The sequence below is a fragment of the Methylobacterium sp. CB376 genome, from assembly GCF_029714205.1.
Lineage (GTDB): Bacteria > Pseudomonadota > Alphaproteobacteria > Rhizobiales > Beijerinckiaceae > Methylobacterium.
The window spans coordinates 5,537,557-5,555,511 of sequence record NZ_CP121648.1; the positions used below are offsets into that span (position 1 = coordinate 5,537,557).

At 72.3% G+C, this 17,955-nt stretch carries 13 protein-coding genes; 10 read left to right on the forward strand and 3 right to left on the reverse strand.

Annotation, left to right across the window (positions count from 1 at the left end):
- Positions 1–64 precede the first annotated feature (64 nt).
- The gene (locus QA634_RS25500) at positions 65–3,253 is read left to right on the forward strand and encodes an efflux RND transporter permease subunit (RefSeq protein ID WP_012334785.1); all 3,189 of its coding nucleotides are present in this window, start codon (positions 65–67) and stop codon (positions 3,251–3,253) included.
- 221 nt (positions 3,254–3,474) lie between these two features.
- On the forward strand, positions 3,475–4,707 hold the full coding sequence (locus QA634_RS25505; protein WP_012334786.1) for an ABC transporter substrate-binding protein: 1,233 nt from the start codon (positions 3,475–3,477) through the stop codon (positions 4,705–4,707).
- A gap of 112 nt (positions 4,708–4,819) precedes the next feature.
- Here QA634_RS25505 and QA634_RS25510 read toward each other — a convergent pair whose 3' ends face one another.
- Positions 4,820–5,956, reverse strand: a complete 1,137-nt coding sequence (locus tag QA634_RS25510) for a zinc-binding metallopeptidase family protein (protein WP_012334787.1) — start codon at positions 5,954–5,956, stop codon at positions 4,820–4,822.
- Between the two features lie 254 nt (positions 5,957–6,210).
- Here QA634_RS25510 and QA634_RS25515 point away from each other — a divergent pair, with 254 nt between their 5' ends.
- From QA634_RS25515 to QA634_RS25525, 3 genes are read left to right on the forward strand one after another with little or no spacing between them, the layout of a single operon-like run.
- Positions 6,211–9,453 (forward strand): transglutaminase family protein, encoded by a 3,243-nt coding sequence (locus tag QA634_RS25515; protein ID WP_012334788.1) that lies wholly within the window; start codon positions 6,211–6,213, stop codon positions 9,451–9,453.
- Positions 9,450–11,963, forward strand: coding sequence for a circularly permuted type 2 ATP-grasp protein (locus QA634_RS25520; protein ID WP_012334789.1), 2,514 nt, complete (start codon positions 9,450–9,452; stop codon positions 11,961–11,963). Before QA634_RS25515 ends, QA634_RS25520 begins: the two co-directional genes overlap by 4 nt.
- The gene (locus QA634_RS25525; protein ID WP_012334790.1) at positions 11,960–12,859 is read left to right on the forward strand and encodes a transglutaminase family protein; all 900 of its coding nucleotides are present in this window, start codon (positions 11,960–11,962) and stop codon (positions 12,857–12,859) included. The genes QA634_RS25520 and QA634_RS25525 overlap by 4 nt, the downstream gene beginning before the upstream one ends.
- 105 nt (positions 12,860–12,964) lie before the next feature.
- Here the strand turns inward: QA634_RS25525 and QA634_RS25530 are convergent, their stop codons facing one another.
- A complete protein-coding gene (locus tag QA634_RS25530) occupies positions 12,965–13,156 on the reverse strand; it encodes a DUF1192 domain-containing protein (RefSeq protein WP_012334791.1) in 192 nt (63 codons plus the stop codon).
- A gap of 317 nt (positions 13,157–13,473) precedes the next feature.
- Between QA634_RS25530 and rpmH the strand changes: the two genes are divergently transcribed.
- From rpmH to QA634_RS25555, 5 genes are all read left to right on the forward strand, one after another.
- Positions 13,474–13,608: a 50S ribosomal protein L34 gene (gene rpmH / locus QA634_RS25535; RefSeq protein WP_010300405.1), complete on the forward strand. Its 135-nt coding sequence runs from the start codon at positions 13,474–13,476 to the stop codon at positions 13,606–13,608.
- Positions 13,609–13,645: 37 nt separating this feature from the next.
- Positions 13,646–14,062: a ribonuclease P protein component gene (gene rnpA, locus QA634_RS25540; RefSeq protein WP_012334792.1), complete on the forward strand. Its 417-nt coding sequence runs from the start codon at positions 13,646–13,648 to the stop codon at positions 14,060–14,062.
- Between the two features lie 108 nt (positions 14,063–14,170).
- Positions 14,171–16,045 carry a membrane protein insertase YidC gene (yidC, locus tag QA634_RS25545; RefSeq protein ID WP_012334793.1) on the forward strand — a complete coding sequence of 625 codons (1,875 nt, stop codon included), beginning with the start codon at positions 14,171–14,173 and terminating at the stop codon, positions 16,043–16,045.
- The gene (yihA, locus tag QA634_RS25550; protein ID WP_012334794.1) at positions 16,045–16,695 is read left to right on the forward strand and encodes a ribosome biogenesis GTP-binding protein YihA/YsxC; all 651 of its coding nucleotides are present in this window, start codon (positions 16,045–16,047) and stop codon (positions 16,693–16,695) included. The genes yidC and yihA overlap by 1 nt, the downstream gene beginning before the upstream one ends.
- Complete coding sequence (locus QA634_RS25555; RefSeq protein WP_012334795.1) at positions 16,695–17,099, forward strand: DUF423 domain-containing protein; 405 nt, start codon at positions 16,695–16,697, stop codon at positions 17,097–17,099. Before yihA ends, QA634_RS25555 begins: the two co-directional genes overlap by 1 nt.
- Here the strand turns inward: QA634_RS25555 and QA634_RS25560 are convergent.
- Positions 17,053–17,718, reverse strand: coding sequence for a metallophosphoesterase family protein (locus tag QA634_RS25560; protein ID WP_012334796.1), 666 nt, complete (start codon positions 17,716–17,718; stop codon positions 17,053–17,055). The genes QA634_RS25555 and QA634_RS25560 overlap by 47 nt on opposite strands.
- Between the last annotated feature and the right edge of the window lie 237 nt (positions 17,719–17,955).

A 17,955-nucleotide genomic window follows, 5' to 3' on the forward strand; every position in this document is an offset into this window, starting at 1 on the left:
GCGCCCCCAAGGCCACGACAGAGCGGCCGGCCGCCCGCGGGCGGAGCCGGGCCGGAGGTCTCCGATGCGGTTTGCCCACTTCTTCGTCGACCGGCCGATCTTCGCCTCGGTGACGTCGATCGTCATCCTGATCATCGGCTACGTCTCGTACATCTCGCTGCCGGTCTCGCAATATCCCGAGATCGTGCCGCCCACCGTGGTGGTGCGCGCCTCCTACCCGGGCGCCAATGCCGAGACCGTGGCGGCCACCATCGCGACGCCGATCGAGCAGGAGATCAACGGCGTCGACAACATGCTCTACATGTCGTCGCTGTCGACGAACGACGGCAACATGCAGTTGACCATCACGTTCGCGCTCGGCACCAACCTCGACATCGCCAACGTGCTGGTCCAGAACCGGCTCTCGGTGGCGACGCCGCGGCTGCCGCCGGACGTGCGCAACCTCGGCGTCACGGTCCGCAAGTCCTCGCCCGACCTGATGATGGTCGTTCACCTGCTGTCGCCCGACAACACCTACGACCAGAACTACATCGCCAACTACATCTACCTGCGCATCCGCGACCAGCTGCTGCGCCTGAACGGCGTCGGCGACATCACGGTGTTCGGCGGCAGCGAGTACGCCCTGCGGTTGTGGCTCGACCCGGACAAGCTCGCGGCCTACCAGCTCTCGACCACCGACGTGATCGGCGCCCTGCAGGAGCAGAACGTCCAGGTCGCCTCGGGCGCCCTCGGCGCCCCGCCCTCGCCGACGAGCCAAGCCTTCCAGCTCGTGGTGCAGACGCAGGGCCGCTTCCAGGACCCGAACGAGTTCCGCAAGGTGATCGTGAAGGCCTCGGAGGGGCGGCTCGTGCGCATCTCCGACATCGCCCGCGTCGAGATGGGCCAGAAGGACTACGTCACCCAGTCCTTCCTGAACGGCCAGCCGGCGATCGGCGTCGGCGTCTTCCAGCGCCCCGGCACCAACGCGCTCGAAGCGGCCGAGACCGTGCAGAGCCTGATGAAGGAGCTGGCCAAGGACTTCCCGCCCGGGCTCGAGTACCGCATCGCCTACAATCCGACCGAGTTCATCGCCGAGTCGGTGCACGAGGTCTACAAGACGCTCGGCGAGGCGGTGGTCCTCGTCGTGGTGGTGATCCTGGTCTTCCTGCAGAGCTGGCGCACCGCGCTGGTGCCGATCATCGCGATCCCGGTCTCCCTCGTCGGGACCTTCGCGGTGATGGCGGCGCTCGGCTTCTCGCTCAACAACCTGACCCTGTTCGGGCTGGTGCTCGCCATCGGCATCGTGGTCGACGACGCGATCGTGGTGGTGGAGAACGTCGAGCGCAACATCTCGGACGGACTCTCCCCCGGCGAGGCCGCCCACAAGACCATGGACGAGGTCGGCGGCGCCGTCGTCGCCATCGCCCTGGTGCTCTCGGCGGTGTTCATCCCCACCGCCTTCATCCCGGGCATCTCCGGCCAGTTCTACCGGCAGTTCGCGCTGACGATCGCGGCCTCGACCATCATCTCGATGTTCAACTCGCTGACGCTGTCGCCCGCGCTGTGCAAGCTGCTGCTGCAGCCCCACCACGCCCACGGCCGGTCGCGCTTCGTCCTGGCGCGGCTCGGCAGCTTCGCGGCCAACACCTTCAACCGGGCCTTCGACGCGACCGCGAACGGCTACGCGGCGACGATCCGCTTCCTCACCGGCCGCACCGTGCCGCTGCTCGTGATGCTCGCCCTCTACGGCGGGGTGATCGCCGGCACCCTCCACCTCGCCCGCACCACCCCCACGGGCTTCATCCCACTCCAGGACCAGGGCTACCTGATCGTGGTGGTGCAGCTGCCGCCGGGCTCGGCGCTGGAGCGCACGACCGCGGTGGTGAAGGAGGCGGCCACCCGCGCGCTTACCATCGACGGCGTCGCCAACGCGGTGGTGATCTCGGGCTTCGACGGCTCGACCTTCACCAACACCACCAACGGCGCGGTGATGTTCCTGACGCTCAAGCCGTTCAAGGAGCGGCAGGCGCGCGGGCGCACCGCCGCCGCCATCGTGGGCGACGTCTTCGGCAAGACCGCCTCGATCACCGAGGCGCGCATCATCGCCATCCCGCCGCCGCCCGTGCGCGGCCTCGGCAACGCGGGCGGCTACAAGATGCAGGTGCAGAACCGCTCCGGCTCCGACATCGCGAGCCTGCTCGCCGCCTCGGGCGACCTGATCGCGGCCGCCAACCAGGACCCCAACCTGACCCGCGTCTTCACCACCTTCGGGAACGACACGCCGCAGATCTACCTCGACATCGACCGCACCAAGGCGCGCATGCTGAACGTGCCGCTCGCCAACGTGTTCTCGACCCTGCAGGTCAATCTCGGCGGCGCCTACGTCAACGACTTCAACACGTTCGGGCGCATCTACCAGGTCCGGGCCCAGGCCGACGCCAAGTTCCGTCTGGAGAAGGACGACATCGCGCGGCTGAAGGTGCGCTCCTCGACGGGCGCGCTGGTGCCGATGGGGTCGCTCGCGGGCATCCGCGACATCGCCGGGCCGCAGATCGTGCAGCGCTACAACCTGTTCTACGCGATCCCGGTCCAGGGCGACACGCGGCCCGGCGTGTCGACCGGCCAGGCGCTCGGCGCCATGGAGGCCCTGGCCAGGAAGACCCTGCCGGAGGGGATGAGCTTCGAGTGGACCGAGATCGCCTTCCAGCAGAAGGCGGTGGGCAACACGGCGCTCTACGTCTTCGCGCTCGGCGTGCTCCTGGTCTTCCTGGTGCTGGCCGCCCAGTACGAATCCTGGGCGCTGCCGCTCGCGATCCTGCTGGTGGTGCCCACGGGCGTGCTCGCGGCCTTCGCGGGGGTGCAGCTCCGGGCGCAGGACAACAACATCCTGACCCAGATCGGCCTGATCGTGCTGATCGGCCTCGCGGCCAAGAACGCGATCCTGATCGTGGAATTCGCCCACCAGATCGAGGAGAGCGAGCATCGCGGCCCGGTCGCCGCGGCGGTCGAGGCCTGCCGCCTGCGCCTGCGCCCGATCCTGATGACGGCCTTCGCCTTCATCCTCGGCGTGGTGCCGCTCGCCATCGCGACCGGCCCGGGCGCCGAGATGCGCCAGGCGCTCGGCACCGCGGTGCTGTTCGGCATGCTCGGCGCCACGGTGTTCGGCCTGTTCCTGACGCCGGTCTTCTACGTGGTGATCCGCCACGTCCTGATCCGCATCAACCGCTGGCGCGGCAGGGACGAGCCGCCGCCGAACCTCGCGGCCGCGCAGTAGCCGCGGTCCGGACCGCCCCGCGCCCCGGCGCGGGGCCGCCGCGGGGTCGAGCGCCCGTCCTCGCGCCCGGCGCGGCCCGCCCGCGCGCGGACTGCCTCAATCCCGCGGCCGGCCGGCTCCGTTGTGCGCGGCGCCGATCCGGTCGTTGCGAAGTCTTGCGTTTGCAATAAGCTTCCGACTGCTCAGAACGATAAAGCAACGTCTGAAGGGAGGAAGGTCGGATGAGGATGACGCGTCGCGGCGTGCTCGCCGCCAGCGTCGGCGCGAGCCTGACGCCGATGCTGCCCCGCCTGCCGCGGGCGCAGGCCGCCGACACGATCCGGATCGGCGTCCTGAACGATCAGTCCGGCCCCTACCGGGACATCAGCGGGCCCTACGGCGTCGCCTGCACCCAGATGGCGGTCGACGAGTTCGCCGCGAACGGCTTCCGGGTCGAGGTGATCTCCGCCGACCACCAGAACAAGCCCGATGTCGGGGCCAGCATCGCCCGGCAATGGTACGACCGCGACGGCGTCGACATGATCATCGACGTGCCGACTTCCTCGGTCGGCCTCGCGGTGAACCAGGTCGCCCGCGAGAAGAACAAGGTCTACATCAATACCGGGGCGGCGACGTCGGACCTCACGGGGGTGCAGTGCACGCCGGTGACGATCGCCTGGATGTACGACACCTACATGCTGGCGAAGTCGACCGGCGCCGCCATGGTGCGGGCGGGGGGCGACTCGTGGTTCTTCGTCACCGCCGACTACGCCTTCGGGCACGCGCTGGAGCGGGACACCACGGCCTTCATCAAGGCGGCGAACGGGCGGGTGCTCGGCAGCGTGCGCTACCCCTTCCCGTCGACCAGCGACTTCTCCTCCTTCCTGGTCCAGGCCCAGGCGAGCGGCGCCAAGGTGATCGCCTTCGCCAATGCGGGCGCCGACACGGTCAACTGCATCAAGCAGGCGGCGGAGTTCGGCGTGACCCAACACGGCACGAAGCTCGCGGCCCTGCTGATGTTCCTCTCCGACGTGCACGCGCTCGGGCTGCAGGCCGCGCAGGGCCTGATCCTGACCGAGAGCTTCTACTGGGACCTCAACGACCGCACCCGCGCGGTGACGAGGCGCGCCCTGCCGCGGTTGAGCGGCGTCTACCCGAACATGGCCTCGATCGCCGATTACTCCGCGACGCTGCACTACCTCAAGGCGGTGGCCGACATGGGGGTGAAGGCCGCCAAGGCCTCGGGCGTCGACGTGGTGAACCGCATGAAGGCGATGCCGACGGACGACGACGCCTTCGGACCCGGGCGCATCCGCGAGGACGGCCGCAAGCTCTGCCCCTCCTACCTGTTCGAGGTGAAGACGCCCGCCGAGAGCAGCAAGCCCTGGGATTACTACAAGCTCATCGGCACCACCCCGGCCGAGGAGGCGTTCCGCCCGCTCGACAAGGGCAATTGCCCGCTCGTGAAGGCGTGATCCGGGATCCGCTTCGATCAAGCGGATCTCGGATCACCCGATCATGCCGTCGGCTGCCCTCAAGGAAGCGCCGGGCCCCTCCGGCGCGCGTCCGGCCGGACGGCGGCGCGCGCTACGCCGAGCGCGGCGGCGCGATCGGGGTGCGCAGGCCCGCGATCACCGCCTTGAGCGTCCCGGCGACCGCGCCCGGCGAATCGGTCCGCGCGTGGATGCGGTCGTGCACGAAGGAGAGCTTGCCGATCACCACCGGCGTGAGCCGGAACGGGTACAGGTCCGGCTGCCCCATGCTGCGGTTGAGCGAGTTCATCGCGAAGGTGAGCGGCAGCCACGCCTCGATCAGCCGGCCGAGATCCGGCGCGTGGTGCGGGTCGAAGTCCATCGTCGTCGCGAGGCCGGCGCGCAGCTTGGGCCGCACCCGCAGGCCGAAGCTCGACGCGGTCTCGAGCGTGTCCACGATGTGGAGGTAATGCGCGAACGTCTCGGCGAAATCCTCCCAAGGGTGCGCGCCCGCGTAGGTCGAGACGAAGCGCTCCTGCCACGCCTGCGGCGCGCCGTGCGCGTAGTAGCCCCGCAGGGCGGCGCCGTAATCGGCCCGCTCGTCGCCGAAGATGTCCCGGAAGGCCGGCAGGCTCGGGTCGTGGCGGACCAGCACGTTCCAGAAATAATGCCCGATCTCGTGCCGGAAATGGCCGAGCAGCGTGCGGTAGGGCTCGCCGAACTGCGTGCGCCGGCGCTCGCGCTCGACGTCGTCGGCCTCCGCGAGGTTCACCGTGATGAGCCCGTTGTCGTGGCCGGTGAGCACCGCCGGGCCGGCCAGCTGCGCCTCGGCCGGATCGACCAGGAAGTCGAAGGCGAGCCCCTCGGGATCGTCGCGCCGCAGGGTGAGCGGCAGGTGCATGCGCAGGAGCGTGTAGAACAGGCGCCGCTTGGCGATCTCGATCTCCCGCCAGCGGGTGAGGTTCCAGGCGATCGAGAGGTCCGGCACCGTGCGGTTGTGGCGGCAGGCGACGCAGTAGGAGTCGGGGGCCTCCTCCGGGATCAGCCAGTTGCAGGCGCCGAGCGCCGCGTTGGCGCAGGCGCGGTAGCGGCGATGGGGCGGACAGGAGCCGCGCAGCGGCCCCTCGGCCCCGCTCACCGTCACGACGGTCTCGGCCTGCGGGTCGTAGCCCGCCCGGCGCCCGCAGCTGGCGCAGCGCTTGGTCTCGAAGTGGAAGGGCTGCTCGCAGGCTTCGCACTGGAAGATCTTCATCGCGCCCTCCGCCGCATCGGCGATGCGCCGCGTCCCGGATCAGCCCTGAAAAGGCTCAAACCCGGCAAAGTTCCGCCGTCGGCGGCACGGGACTTGCCTCGACCGGGGACCGCGCCGCCCCGCGGGAATGCGGCGGTCCCCGCGTCCCGTCCGCGGCTGACGCGCCAGGGGCGGACGTGTAGAAGCCCGAAGGACCAGGATCGCGATCAGGACCGACGCGCGCGCCGCGACGCCGCCAGACATCCGGAGACACCGTGTCGATCAAGGCTGCCCTGCACCACGTCACCTCCTACACCTACGACCGTCCGGTGAGCCTCGGCCCGCAGGTGATCCGCCTGCGGCCGGCGCCGCACACGCGCACCCGCATCCTGAGCTATTCGCTCAAGGTCACGCCCGGCAACCACTTCGTGAACTGGCAGCAGGACCCGAGCGGCAACTGGCTCGCCCGGCTCGTCTTCCCCGAGAAGACGACGCAGTTCCGGGTCGAGGTCGACATCGCCGCCGACATGGCGGTGATCAACCCGTTCGACTTCTTCGTCGACGATTACGCCCAGACCCTGCCCTTCGCGTATCCGGCGGAGCTGCAGGAGGAACTCGCGCCCTACCTGGTGCCGAACGACGGCGGGCCGCTGCTCGACGCGTTCCTGACGCGCCTGCCCGAGGAGAAGAACACCGTCCTGTTCCTGGTCGCGCTCAACGAGATGGTGCGGGACAGCGTCAATTACGTGGTGCGCATGGAGCCGGGCGTGCAGACGCCCGACGAGACGCTCGACGCCGCCAGCGGCTCCTGCCGGGATTCGGCCTGGCTCCTCGTCCAGGTGCTGCGCCGCCTCAACCTCGCGGCCCGGTTCGTCTCCGGCTACCTGATCCAGCTCGTCCCCGACACCACCGCGGTCGACGGGCCGGCCGGCACCTCCAAGGACTTCACCGACCTGCACGCCTGGGCCGAGGTCTACGTGCCGGGCGCGGGCTGGATCGGCCTCGACGCAACCTCCGGCCTGCTCTGCGGCGAGGGCCACATCCCGCTCGCCGCCACGCCGCACTACCGCTCGGCCGCGCCGATCTCCGGCCTCGCGGACCCCGCGGAGGTGGATTTCCACTTCGAGATGAACGTGATGCGGGTCGCCGAGGCGCCCCGGGTGACGCGGCCGTTCTCGGACGAGGCCTGGGGCGCCATGGACGCGCTCGGGGACCGGATCGACCGGGACCTCGCCGCCCAGGACGTGCGCCTGACCATGGGCGGCGAGCCGACCTTCGTGTCGGTGGACGATTTCCAGTCGCCCGAGTGGAACACCGCGGCGGTGGGCCCGACCAAGCGGGCGCTCGCCGACCAGCTGATCCGCCGCCTGCGCGAGCGCTTCGCGCCGGGCGGCCTCCTGCATTACGGCCAGGGCAAGTGGTATCCGGGCGAGAGCCTGCCCCGCTGGGCCTTCGCCCTCTACTGGCGCAAGGACGGGCAGCCGATCTGGCGCGACGAGGCGCTGATCGCCCGCGTGGCCGGGCCGCAGGATACCGGCATCGAGCACGCGGAGGCCTTCGGCAAGGCGCTCGCCAAGGCGCTCGGCCTGGGGCCCTACCTGCAGCCGACCTTCGAGGACCCGGTCTACTGGGAGCGCAAGGAGGCGGAACTCCCGATCAACACCACGCCGCTTCAGCCGCGGGTCGGCGACGCCGAGTTCCAGGAGCGGATGGCGCGGATCTACAGGCGCGGCCTCACGGAGCCGGTCGGCTACGTGCTGCCCCTCGCCAGCGTGCAGGCCGGGGCCGGGAGGGTCTGGGTCTCGGAGAAGTGGCAGACGCGCCGGGGAGCCCTCTACCTCGCGGCGGGCGACTCGCCGGTGGGCTTCCGGCTGCCGCTCAACTCCCTGATCTCCCTGCCGCCGGAGGAGTTTCCCTACTACGCCCCGCAGGATCCGCTGGAGGCGCGGGGTCCCCTGCCCTCCCGGCCCGCGGCGCGCAGCCGCCCCGTCCCCGGCGTCCCGGTGCGCACCGCGCTCGCGATCGAGCCGCGGGACGGGGCGGTGTGCGTGTTCATGCCGCCCGTCGAGCGGGCGGACGAGTACGTCGAACTCGTCGCGACCCTGGAGAAGGCCGCGGCCGAGACCGGCATCCCGATCCACATCGAGGGCTACGAGCCGCCCTACGACCCGCGCCTCGGGGTGATCAAGGTCACGCCCGATCCCGGCGTGATCGAGGTCAACGTGCACCCGGCCCGCACCTGGCGGGAGGCGGTCGAGATCACCACCGGCCTCTACCAGGACGCCCGCGAGATCCGGCTCGGCGCGCAGAAATTCATGATCGACGGGCGCCACACCGGCACCGGCGGCGGCAACCACGTGGTGCTCGGCGGCGCGACCCCGGCGGATTCGCCCTTCCTGCGCCGGCCCGACCTGCTGAAGAGCCTCGTGCTCTACTGGCAGCGCCACCCGTCGCTGTCCTACCTGTTCTCGGGCCTCTACATCGGCCCGACGAGCCAGGCGCCGCGCATGGACGAGGCGCGCCACGACGGGCTCTACGAGCTGGAGATCGCCCTCGCGCAGGTGCCGCCCCCGGGCGGGCCCGAGGTGCCGCTCTGGCTCGTCGACCGGCTCTTCCGCAACGTCCTCGTCGACGTGACCGGCAACACCCACCGGGCCGAGATCTGCATCGACAAGCTCTACTCGCCGGACGGGCCGACGGGGCGGCTCGGCCTGCTCGAATTCCGCTCCTTCGAGATGCCGCCGGACGCGCGCATGAGCCTCGCCCAGCAATTGCTGCTGCGGGCGATCATCGCGTGGCTGTGGCGCGAGCCGCAGGAGGGCGGCTTCGTCCGCTGGGGCACCGCGCTCCACGACCGCTTCATGCTGCCCCACTTCCTCTGGCAGGATTTCCTCGGCGTGCTCGGCGACCTGCGCGGGGCGGGCTACGCCTTCGACCCGGTCTGGTACCGGGCGCAGGCCGAGTTCCGCTTCCCCCTCTACGGCACGGTCCAGCACGGCGGCGTCACGCTGGAACTGCGCCAGGCCCTCGAACCCTGGCACGTGCTGGGCGAGGAGGGCTCGTCCGGCGGCACGGTGCGCTTCGTCGATTCCTCGGTCGAGCGGCTGCAGGTGCGCGTCGAGGGCTACGTGCCGAGCCGGCACGTCGTCACCTGCAACGGGCGGCGCCTGCCCCTGACCGAGACCGGGCGCTCCGGCGAGGCGGTGGCGGGCCTGCGCTTCAAGGCCTGGCAGCCGGCCTCGGCGCTGCACCCGATGATCCCGGTCCATTCGCCGCTGACCTTCGACATCGTCGACGCGTGGTCGGGCCGCTCGCTGGGCGGTTGCACCTACCACGTGTCCCATCCGGGCGGGCGCAATTACGAGACCTTCCCGGTCAACACCTACGAGGCGGAGGGGCGGCGCCTCGCCCGCTTCCAGGACCACGGCCACACGCCCGGCCGGGTCACCCCCGCCCCCGAGGAGCCGCGGCGCGAATTCCCGCTCACCCTCGACCTGCGCGCGCCCGCGCCCCGATGAGCGCCGCGGCCTCGCTCGCCGCCGCCCCGGATCCCGACGCGGAGCGGGCGGAGCGGCGCGCGCGCTGGAGCGCCGGCTACCGGCCGCTCCCGGGCGTGCCCGACGAGCTGATCGGCCCGGACGGGACGCCCCGCCGGGCCTGGGACGGCTTCCTCGACCGGCTCTCCGCCCTGGCCGAGGAGGAGATCGCCGCCCGGCTCGCCGCCGCCGAGCGGCACATCCACAACACCGGCATCGCCTACCGGGTCTACGGGGAAGCGGCGGAGCGCGACTGGCCCCTCGGCGTGCTGCCGCTGCTGATCGAGGGCGACGAGTGGGCGGAGATCGCCGCGGGCGTCGCCCAGCGCGCGAGCCTGCTGGAGACGATCCTCGCCGACCTCTACGGCGAGGCCCACCTGGTCGCGGCGGGCCTGATCCCGGCCGCGGCGGTGGCGGGCAGCCCCGAATTCCTGCGCCCCCTGCACGGGGTGCGCCAGCCCGGCCACGGGCGCCAGCTCCACCTCTACGCCGCCGACCTCTCGCGCGGGCCGGACGGGCGCTGGCGCGTGCTCGCCGACCGCACCCAGGCCCCCTCCGGCGTCGGCTACGCGCTGGAGAACCGGATGGTGCTCGCCCGCGCCCTGCCGGAGGTGCACGGGGCCCTCGACGTCGAGCGCCTCGCGCCGTTCTTCCAGGCCTTCCGGGACGGGCTCGCCGCCGCCGCCGAGCGGGTCGAGCCCCGCATCGGCCTGCTCACCTCCGGCCCCTACGGCGACACCTACGTCGAGCAGGCGGTGCTCGCCCGCTACCTCGGCCTCGCCCTCGTCGAGGGCGACGACCTGCTGGTCCAGGACGGCCGGCTCTACGTGCGCACGGTGGCGGGCCTCAAGCGCGCCGACGTGCTCTGGCGCCGGGTCGACGGCGACTACGTCGATCCCCTCGCCCTCGAGCCGGATTCCCGGCTCGGCGTGCCGGGCCTCGTCGAGGCGGTGAAGGCCGGCGCTTGCGTGATCGGCAACATGCCGGGGGCGGGGCTGGTCGAGGGCGGCTGGCTCGCCGCCTACCTGCCGCGGCTCGCCGAGCACCTGTTCGGGCAGCCCCTGCGCCTGCCGGGCCTCGCGACCTGGTGGTGCGGCGACCGCGCCCAGCGCGAGGCGGTGCTGGAGCGGGTCGAGACCCTGACCCTGCGCCCCGCCGCGGCGCCGGCCCAGGGCGCCTTCACCACGAGGGCCTTCGGCGCCCGCGACCCCGAGGAGACCGCCCGCCTCCTCGCCGTCCTGCGCGACCGCCCCGGCGACCTCGTGGCCCAGGAGCCGGTCCAGCTCTCGACCGCCCCGGTCTGGGACGGGGACGGGCTGGTGCCGCGGCCCTTCGTGCTGCGGGTCTTCGCCGCGGCGACGCCGGGGGGCTGGCAGGTGATGCCGGGAGGGTTCTGCCGCATCTCGGCCCAGGCGGACGTGCAGCCGCTCGCCATGGGGGCGGGGGTGCGCGCCGCCGACGTCTGGGTGCTGGGCGGCAGCGACGGCGATCCCGCCGCGGCCCTGCCGCGCCTGGAGCAGCCCTCGGTGCGCCGGGTGCAGGGCCTGCTGCCGAGCCGGGCGGCCGACAACCTGTTCTGGTTCGGCCGCTACCTGGAGCGGGCCGAGGCGATGCTGCGCCTCACCTCCTGCCTGCTCAGCGGGGCGGGCGGGCTCGCGCGCAGCGAGGCGGATCTCGGCACGCACGCGCGGCTGCGCAACCTCCTGCACAGCTGGGGGGCGGTGCCGACGACGCTCGGACCCGCGGCCGCCCTCGCCGCCCACGCGCTCTCGGGCCGCGAGGCCTGGGGCTCGGCCCGCGCCCACGTCGCGGCGGCGCGGCGCAACGCCGCCTCCCTGCGCGAGCGGCTCTCCCTCGAGACCTGGCGGGCGCTCAGCGCCCTGCACGACCTGCTGGAGCGGCCGCAATCCGTTCCCGGCTCGGAGGCGGCGTGGCTCGACCGCGCGGAGCGGGCGCTCGAACTCGCCGCCGCGCTGGCGGGGCTCGCGCAGGAGAACATGAACCGGGCCGGCGGCTGGCCCTTCGTCGACATGGGCCGGCGGATCGAGCGGGCGATCAACACCTGCCGCTTCGCCGAGATCTTCGCGGCGGACGAGGCCAGCGGCGACGACCTCGCCACGCTGCTGCAGCTCGTCGATTCCCGCATCTCCTACGGGGCGCGCTACCTGCTCGGCGTGGCCCTGGCGCCGGTGCGCGACTTGGTGCTGCTCGACCCCTTCAACCCGCGCTCGGTGGCCTTCCAGGTCGAGCGGCTCGCCGAGCACCTCGACGGGCTGCCGGCCCTGCGCCAGGACGGGCTGCCCGAGCCGCCGACCCGGATGGTGCTCCGGCTCGCGGGCGAGATCGCCAGCGCCGAGGCCGCCGCCCTCTCCCCCGCCGTGGCGCAGGACTGGGAGGCGCGCCTCTGGGCCATCGCCGAGGCGGCGGCGGCGCGCTACTTCCCGGGGGGCTCCGACGCCGCCCGCCCCGAGCGACTGGTGGCCCTCGCGTGATCTACCTCCTGCGCCACGTCACCTCCTACGCCTACCGGGACGCGGTGACCCACGCGCGCTGCGTCCTGCGCCTGACGCCGGCCACCGGCGAGGGGCAGCGCGTGCTCTCGCACCAGATCACGATCCAGCCGCACTCCCACCGGCGCGCGACCGGGGCCGACTTCTTCGGCAACGCGACCACGACGCTCACCGTGGAGACGCCGCACCGGGCCTTCCGGATCGAGGCGCTGTCGCGCATCGACGTCGACCGGTCGGAACTGCCCGACCTCGCCTCGGGCCTCGCCTGGGAGGAGGTGCGCGAGCGGGTCCTGGCGCATCCGAGCCTCGCGCCGCATTCCCCGGTGCACTTCGCCGGCCCGAGCCGGCGGGTGCCGCTCGCGGCCGAGGTGACGGCCTATGCCCGGGCGAGCTTCCCGCCGGGGGGCGGCCTCTACGCGGGGGCGGTCGACCTGATGCGGCGCATCCACGCGGACTTCACCTTCGACGCCGGGGCCACCGACGTGGCGACCCCGGTGGCGCAGGCCTTCGCGGGCCGCAGGGGCGTCTGCCAGGACTTCGCCCACATCATGATCGCGGGGCTGCGCGGGCTCGGCCTGCCGGCGGCCTATGTCAGCGGCTACCTGCGTACCCGCCCGCCCCCGGGCATGAAGCGCCTCGAAGGGGCGGATGCGAGCCACGCCTGGGTCTCGGTCTGGTGCGGCGACGGCTGGCACGGCCTCGACCCGACCAACGCGGTCGCGGTCGAGGACGACCACATCGTGCTGGCGACGGGGCGCGACTACGCCGACGTCGCCCCGGTCGCCGGAATCATCGCCGGGTCGGGGTCGCAGCGCCTGACGGTCGCCGTCGACGTGGTGCCGGAGGAGGAGGCGCGGGACCTCGCGGCCGGGGCCTAGAGCAGCACCCGATCACGTTGCAACCGGGTGCCGCTCTCGATCTTTGATCTTGCCGCATTATCTGCGACGAACCGGCATCCACTTCGTCGGAAATCGCTCTAGCGCTCAGAACTTGAACACGGACTTCGCCGCCTCCTGCGAGGCCTGCCGGTGCCGGCGGGCCTCCTCCAGCCGGGCGATCTCCGCCCGCAGGAGCGCGATGCGGGCGTCGAGGTCGCCGAGCGAGAGGGCCGTGAGGTCCTGGCCGAGCACGTGGGTGGAGGTCTGGGGCCGCGGGCGGTCGTCGTCGGTGAGCATGCGGGGTCTCCTTGGGGCGGGCGCCGGCCTTCTGGGCGCGGGCGCGTCTCTCCCTGCGCGGGCGCGTCCCGGGCCGCAAGCATGTCCGGCAAGCATGTCCGGCTTGGCCCGCCGCCGGAACCCCTCCGGGCCCGGAGACCCGGGCCGCACCTGTCCCAACGCGATTGACTCGCCCCGGCCATTCCGCCATACAGCGCCGGACGCGAGGCCGCCGCCCGACGAGGGCGGGCGCTCGCCATTCGTCTGAACAGTTCAGTCATCCACGAGGGCTGCGGCGGTGTCGCACATCGTCGGCCCCGGCCTTCTGAGGCATCGCCGTGAAGAGAACGTATCAACCCTCCAAGCTCGTGCGCAAGCGCCGTCACGGCTTCCGCGCGCGGATGGCCACGGTCGGCGGCCGCAAGGTCATCGCCGCCCGCCGCGCCCGCGGCCGCAAGCGCCTGTCGGCGTAAGCGGTCCGGCCAGGCCTCGGCCCAGGCCCTCAGCCGCATGGGCGCCGGCAGGCCGCCGATCGGGCGGATCACGCGGCGCCCCGACTACCTGGCGGCGGCCACGGGCCGCCGTTTCCACACCGGGCGCATGACCGCGCAGGGGCGCCCGCGGCGGGCGGAGGAGCCCGCCACCGGGTTGCGGTTCGGCTTCACGGTCACCAAGAAGACCGGCCACGCCACCGAGCGCAACCGCATCCGGCGCCGCCTGAAGGCCGCCGCGGCCGAGATCGGACCGGAGCACGCGGAGCGGGCCCTCGACCTGGTGCTGATCGGCCGGCGCGAGGCCCTGGGCGCGCCTTTCGAGGTCCTGGTCAACGACATCCGGCGGGCGCTCGCCACCGTGACGAAGCCGAAGCCGGCGGGACAGCCGGGCCGGCCCCGCCGCGAGGCCGCGCCGCCCGAACCACAACCGTGAGGCGATACCGGGTCGCCCGGCCTCGCCTCTTGCAGAAGAATCCGGGCCGGACGCCGCCTGACGCGCGCCCGGCCTCGTGCATGAGGCGGCAGCCGTCGCGGGACCTTCATGGGTAACGACAAGACCAACATGATCATCGCCATCGCGCTGTCGCTGGCGGTGCTCCTCGGCTGGAACTACTTCGTGACGGCGCCGCAGGTCGAGCGCCAGCGCCAGCAGCAGGCGGCCCAGGTCAACCCTTCGCAGGGCGTCAACCCTTCGCAGGGCGTCGATCCCTCGCAGGGCGTCAACGCCTCCCCGAGCCCGAAGGAGGGCGGCCCCTCCGCCCCCGTGCCCGGCACGCTCCCGGGCGCCGCCGGCGGCAGCCCGCAGGCGGCGCTCGCCCGCGACGAGGCGCTCGCCCGCGCCCCGCGGGTGCGCATCGACACGGAGGCCCTGCGGGGCTCGGTCGCGCTCAAGGGTGGGCGCATCGACGACGTCGCCCTCAAGGGCTACCACGAGACGGTCGACCCGAAGAGCCCGGAGATCGTGCTGCTCTCGCCGGCGGGCTCGGCCAATCCCTACTACGCCGAGTTCGGCTGGGTCGGCCAGAATGCCGGGCCGCTGCCGGGCAGCGACACGGTCTGGACCGCGGACGGCGACGTGCTGACCGCGAAGAAGCCCCTGGTCCTGACCTTCGACAACGGCGCCGGCCTGGTGTTCCGCCGGACCCTCTCGGTCGACGACAAGTACATGTTCACGATCGAGGATTCGGTCGAGAACAAGGGCCCGAACCCGGTCACGCTCTACCCCTACGGGCTGGTCTCGCGCTGGGGCAAGCCGCACACCCAGGGCTACTACGTGCTCCACGAGGGCATGATCGGCGTGGTCGGCGACAAGGGCCTCCAGGAATACACCTACGACAAGATGGCCAAGGAGAACCCGCTCGGCGCCCCCGGCACCCGCGGCGTGTCCTGGCCCGGCGCCACCGGCGGCTTCCTCGGCATCACCGACAAGTACTGGGCGGCGGCGACGATCCCCGACCAGCAGGCGCCCTATACCGGCAGCTTCACCGAGCGCGACGAGGGCGCGACCAAGGTCTACCAGGCAAGCAGCCTCGGCGAGGCCAGGGCGGTCGCGCCCGGCGCCTCCGTGCAGGCGAGCCAGCGCCTCTTCGCCGGCGCCAAGGAGGTCTCGACCGTCGACGCCTACCGCGAGAAGCTGAACATCAAGCAATTCGATCTCCTGATCGACTGGGGCTGGTTCTACTTCATCACCAAGCCGATGTTCAAAGCCCTGGACCTGTTCTACAAGCTCTTCGGCAATTTCGGCGTCTCGATCCTGGTGGTGACGCTGATCCTGAAGCTGTTCTTCCTGCCGATCGCCAATCGCTCCTACGTCTCGATGGCCAAGATGAAGGCCGTCCAGCCGGAGATGACCGCGATCCGCGAGCGCTACGCCGACGACAAGGTGAAGCAGCAGCAGGCGATGATGGAGCTGTACAAGAAGGAGAAGATCAATCCGGTGGCGGGCTGCTGGCCGGTGCTGATCCAGATCCCCGTCTTCTTCTCGCTCTACAAGGTGCTGTTCGTCACGATCGAGATGCGGCACGCGCCGTTCTTCGGCTGGATCCGCGACCTCGCCGCCCCGGATCCGACCTCGATCGTCAACCTGTTCGGCCTCCTGCCCTTCACGCCGCCGGACCTGCTCCATCTCGGCGTCTGGCCCATCGTCATGGGCATCACGATGTTCCTGCAGATGAAGATGAACCCGGCCCCGCCCGATCCGGTGCAGGCCCAGGTCTTCACCTTCATGCCGATCATCTTCACCTTCATGCTGGGCTCGTTCCCGGCCGGGCTGGTGATCTACTGGGCGTGGAACAACCTGCTGTCGATCCTGCAGCAATACTGGATCATGCGGCGCAACGGGGTGAAGGTGGAGCTGTGGGACAACCTGCGCTCGACGTTCCAGCGCCGCACCCAGGTGAAGACGGCCAAGGGCTGATGGCGGGGCCGGACGAGGCCGACGCGGCCCTGATCGAGGCGGGGCGCCTGCTCTTCGCGGGCCCCGCCGACTTCGCCACCGCGTCCGACACGCTGGCGGGTCTGCCGCCCATGCGCGGCCTGGAGATCGCCTTCGCGGGCCGCTCGAATGTCGGCAAGTCGAGCCTCATCAACGCGCTCACCGGCCGCAACACGCTGGCGCGCACCTCGCACACGCCGGGGCGCACGCAGCAGCTCAACTTCTTCGACCTCGGCGGCAAGCTCACGCTGGTCGACATGCCGGGCTACGGCTACGCCGCGGTGTCGAAGGCCAAGGTCGCCTCCTGGACCGAGCTGATCCACGCCTACCTGCAGGGCCGGGCGAACCTCGCCCGGGTCTACGTGCTGATCGACGCCCGCCACGGCATCAAGCCGAACGACGGCGAGGTGCTGGACGAGCTCGACGCGGCCGCCGTTTCCTACCAGGTGGTGCTGACGAAGGGCGACGACCTCAAGAAGGGCGAGGTGGCGTCCCGGCTCGACGCCACCGCGGCCGCCCTCGCCCGCCGGCCGGCGGCCTATCCGGAGATCATCCTGACCTCGAGCCGCACGGGCGAGGGCATCCCGGCCCTGCGGGCCAGCGTGGCGCGGCTCCTCGCCGAGCGCGGCTGATGCCCCGCCCCGAGCGCATCCTGTTCGCGCTCGGCGCGCTCGCGGGCCTGCTCGGCGTCGCCGCCTCCGCGGCGGCCGCCCACCTGACCGGCGGCACGCTCGCGACCGCCGCGCAGTTCCTGCTCGTCCACGCGGGCCCGGTGCTGGCGCTGGCCGGCCTCAGCGGGAGCGGCCGCCTGCGCCCGGGCCTCGCCCGGCCCGCCGCCGCCTGCCTCGTCCTCGGCCTCGTCCTGTTCAGCGGCGACCTGTCCGCGCGGGCGCTGGCGGGCCATCCGCTCTTCCCGATGGCGGCGCCGACCGGCGGCCTCGTCCTGATGCTCGGCTGGGCGCTCGCCGCCCTCGCGGGCCTGCTGCGGGTCAGCGCACCTGCAGGAACGTCACCGCCGCCGCCTGCTCGCGGGTGAACACCCCGGCGGTGAGCGGCCCCCCGAACACCGCCCCGGTGTCGAGGTTGGTGCGATGGTGCCGCGCGTCCGGATGGCCGCTGCGCAGGGGCGTGTGGCCGTGCACCACGTGCTTGCCGAAATCGTAATCGGCCGACAGGAAGGGCTCGCGGATCCACAGCCGCTGCTCCGGATCCGGGTCGGGGGCGGGCCGGCCGGGCCGGAACCCCGCATGGACGTACCAGCGCCGCGCATCCTCGTGCAGCGTCGGCAGGGCGGCGATCCAGTCGAGGTCGCCCCGGGGCAGCTGGTCGACCCGCGCCACGCCGTAGGAGGCGAGCACGGCCCGGCCGCCGTTGAACAGCCAGAGCGGCTCGTCGGCGCCCGAGAGGGCGCCGAGCAGCATCGCCTCGTGATTGCCCTTCAGGCAGGTGACCTGGCCGGGCTCCCGCTCCTGGAGGGCGCGCAGGGTGGCGATGACCCGGGCGCTGTCGGGCCCGCGGTCGACGTAGTCGCCGAGGCAGACGATGCGCCGCGGCCGCCCCGCCCGATGCACCTCGATCTCGGCGAGCAGCCGGTCGAGCTGGTCGGCGCAACCGTGGATGTCCCCGATCGCGTAGGTGAGCCCCTCGCCGTCCATCCGCGTTCCCTCGCAGGACCTCTCGCCCGGTCCGGGCCATCATAGAGCAACCGGAACGCCGGCGGCACGATCCCGATCCGCGACCGCGGCGCGGCTCCCACGGCAGAGAGGGCCGGCCCCGCGCGGTGACCGGCCCTCGCCGTCGTCGCTCCGGCCCGTACCGGCGGTCACGAGACGTGACCGCCGGTACGGTGCTCGACCGGTCGCCGAGCCGCTGGCTTGGCTCGCGCATGCGAG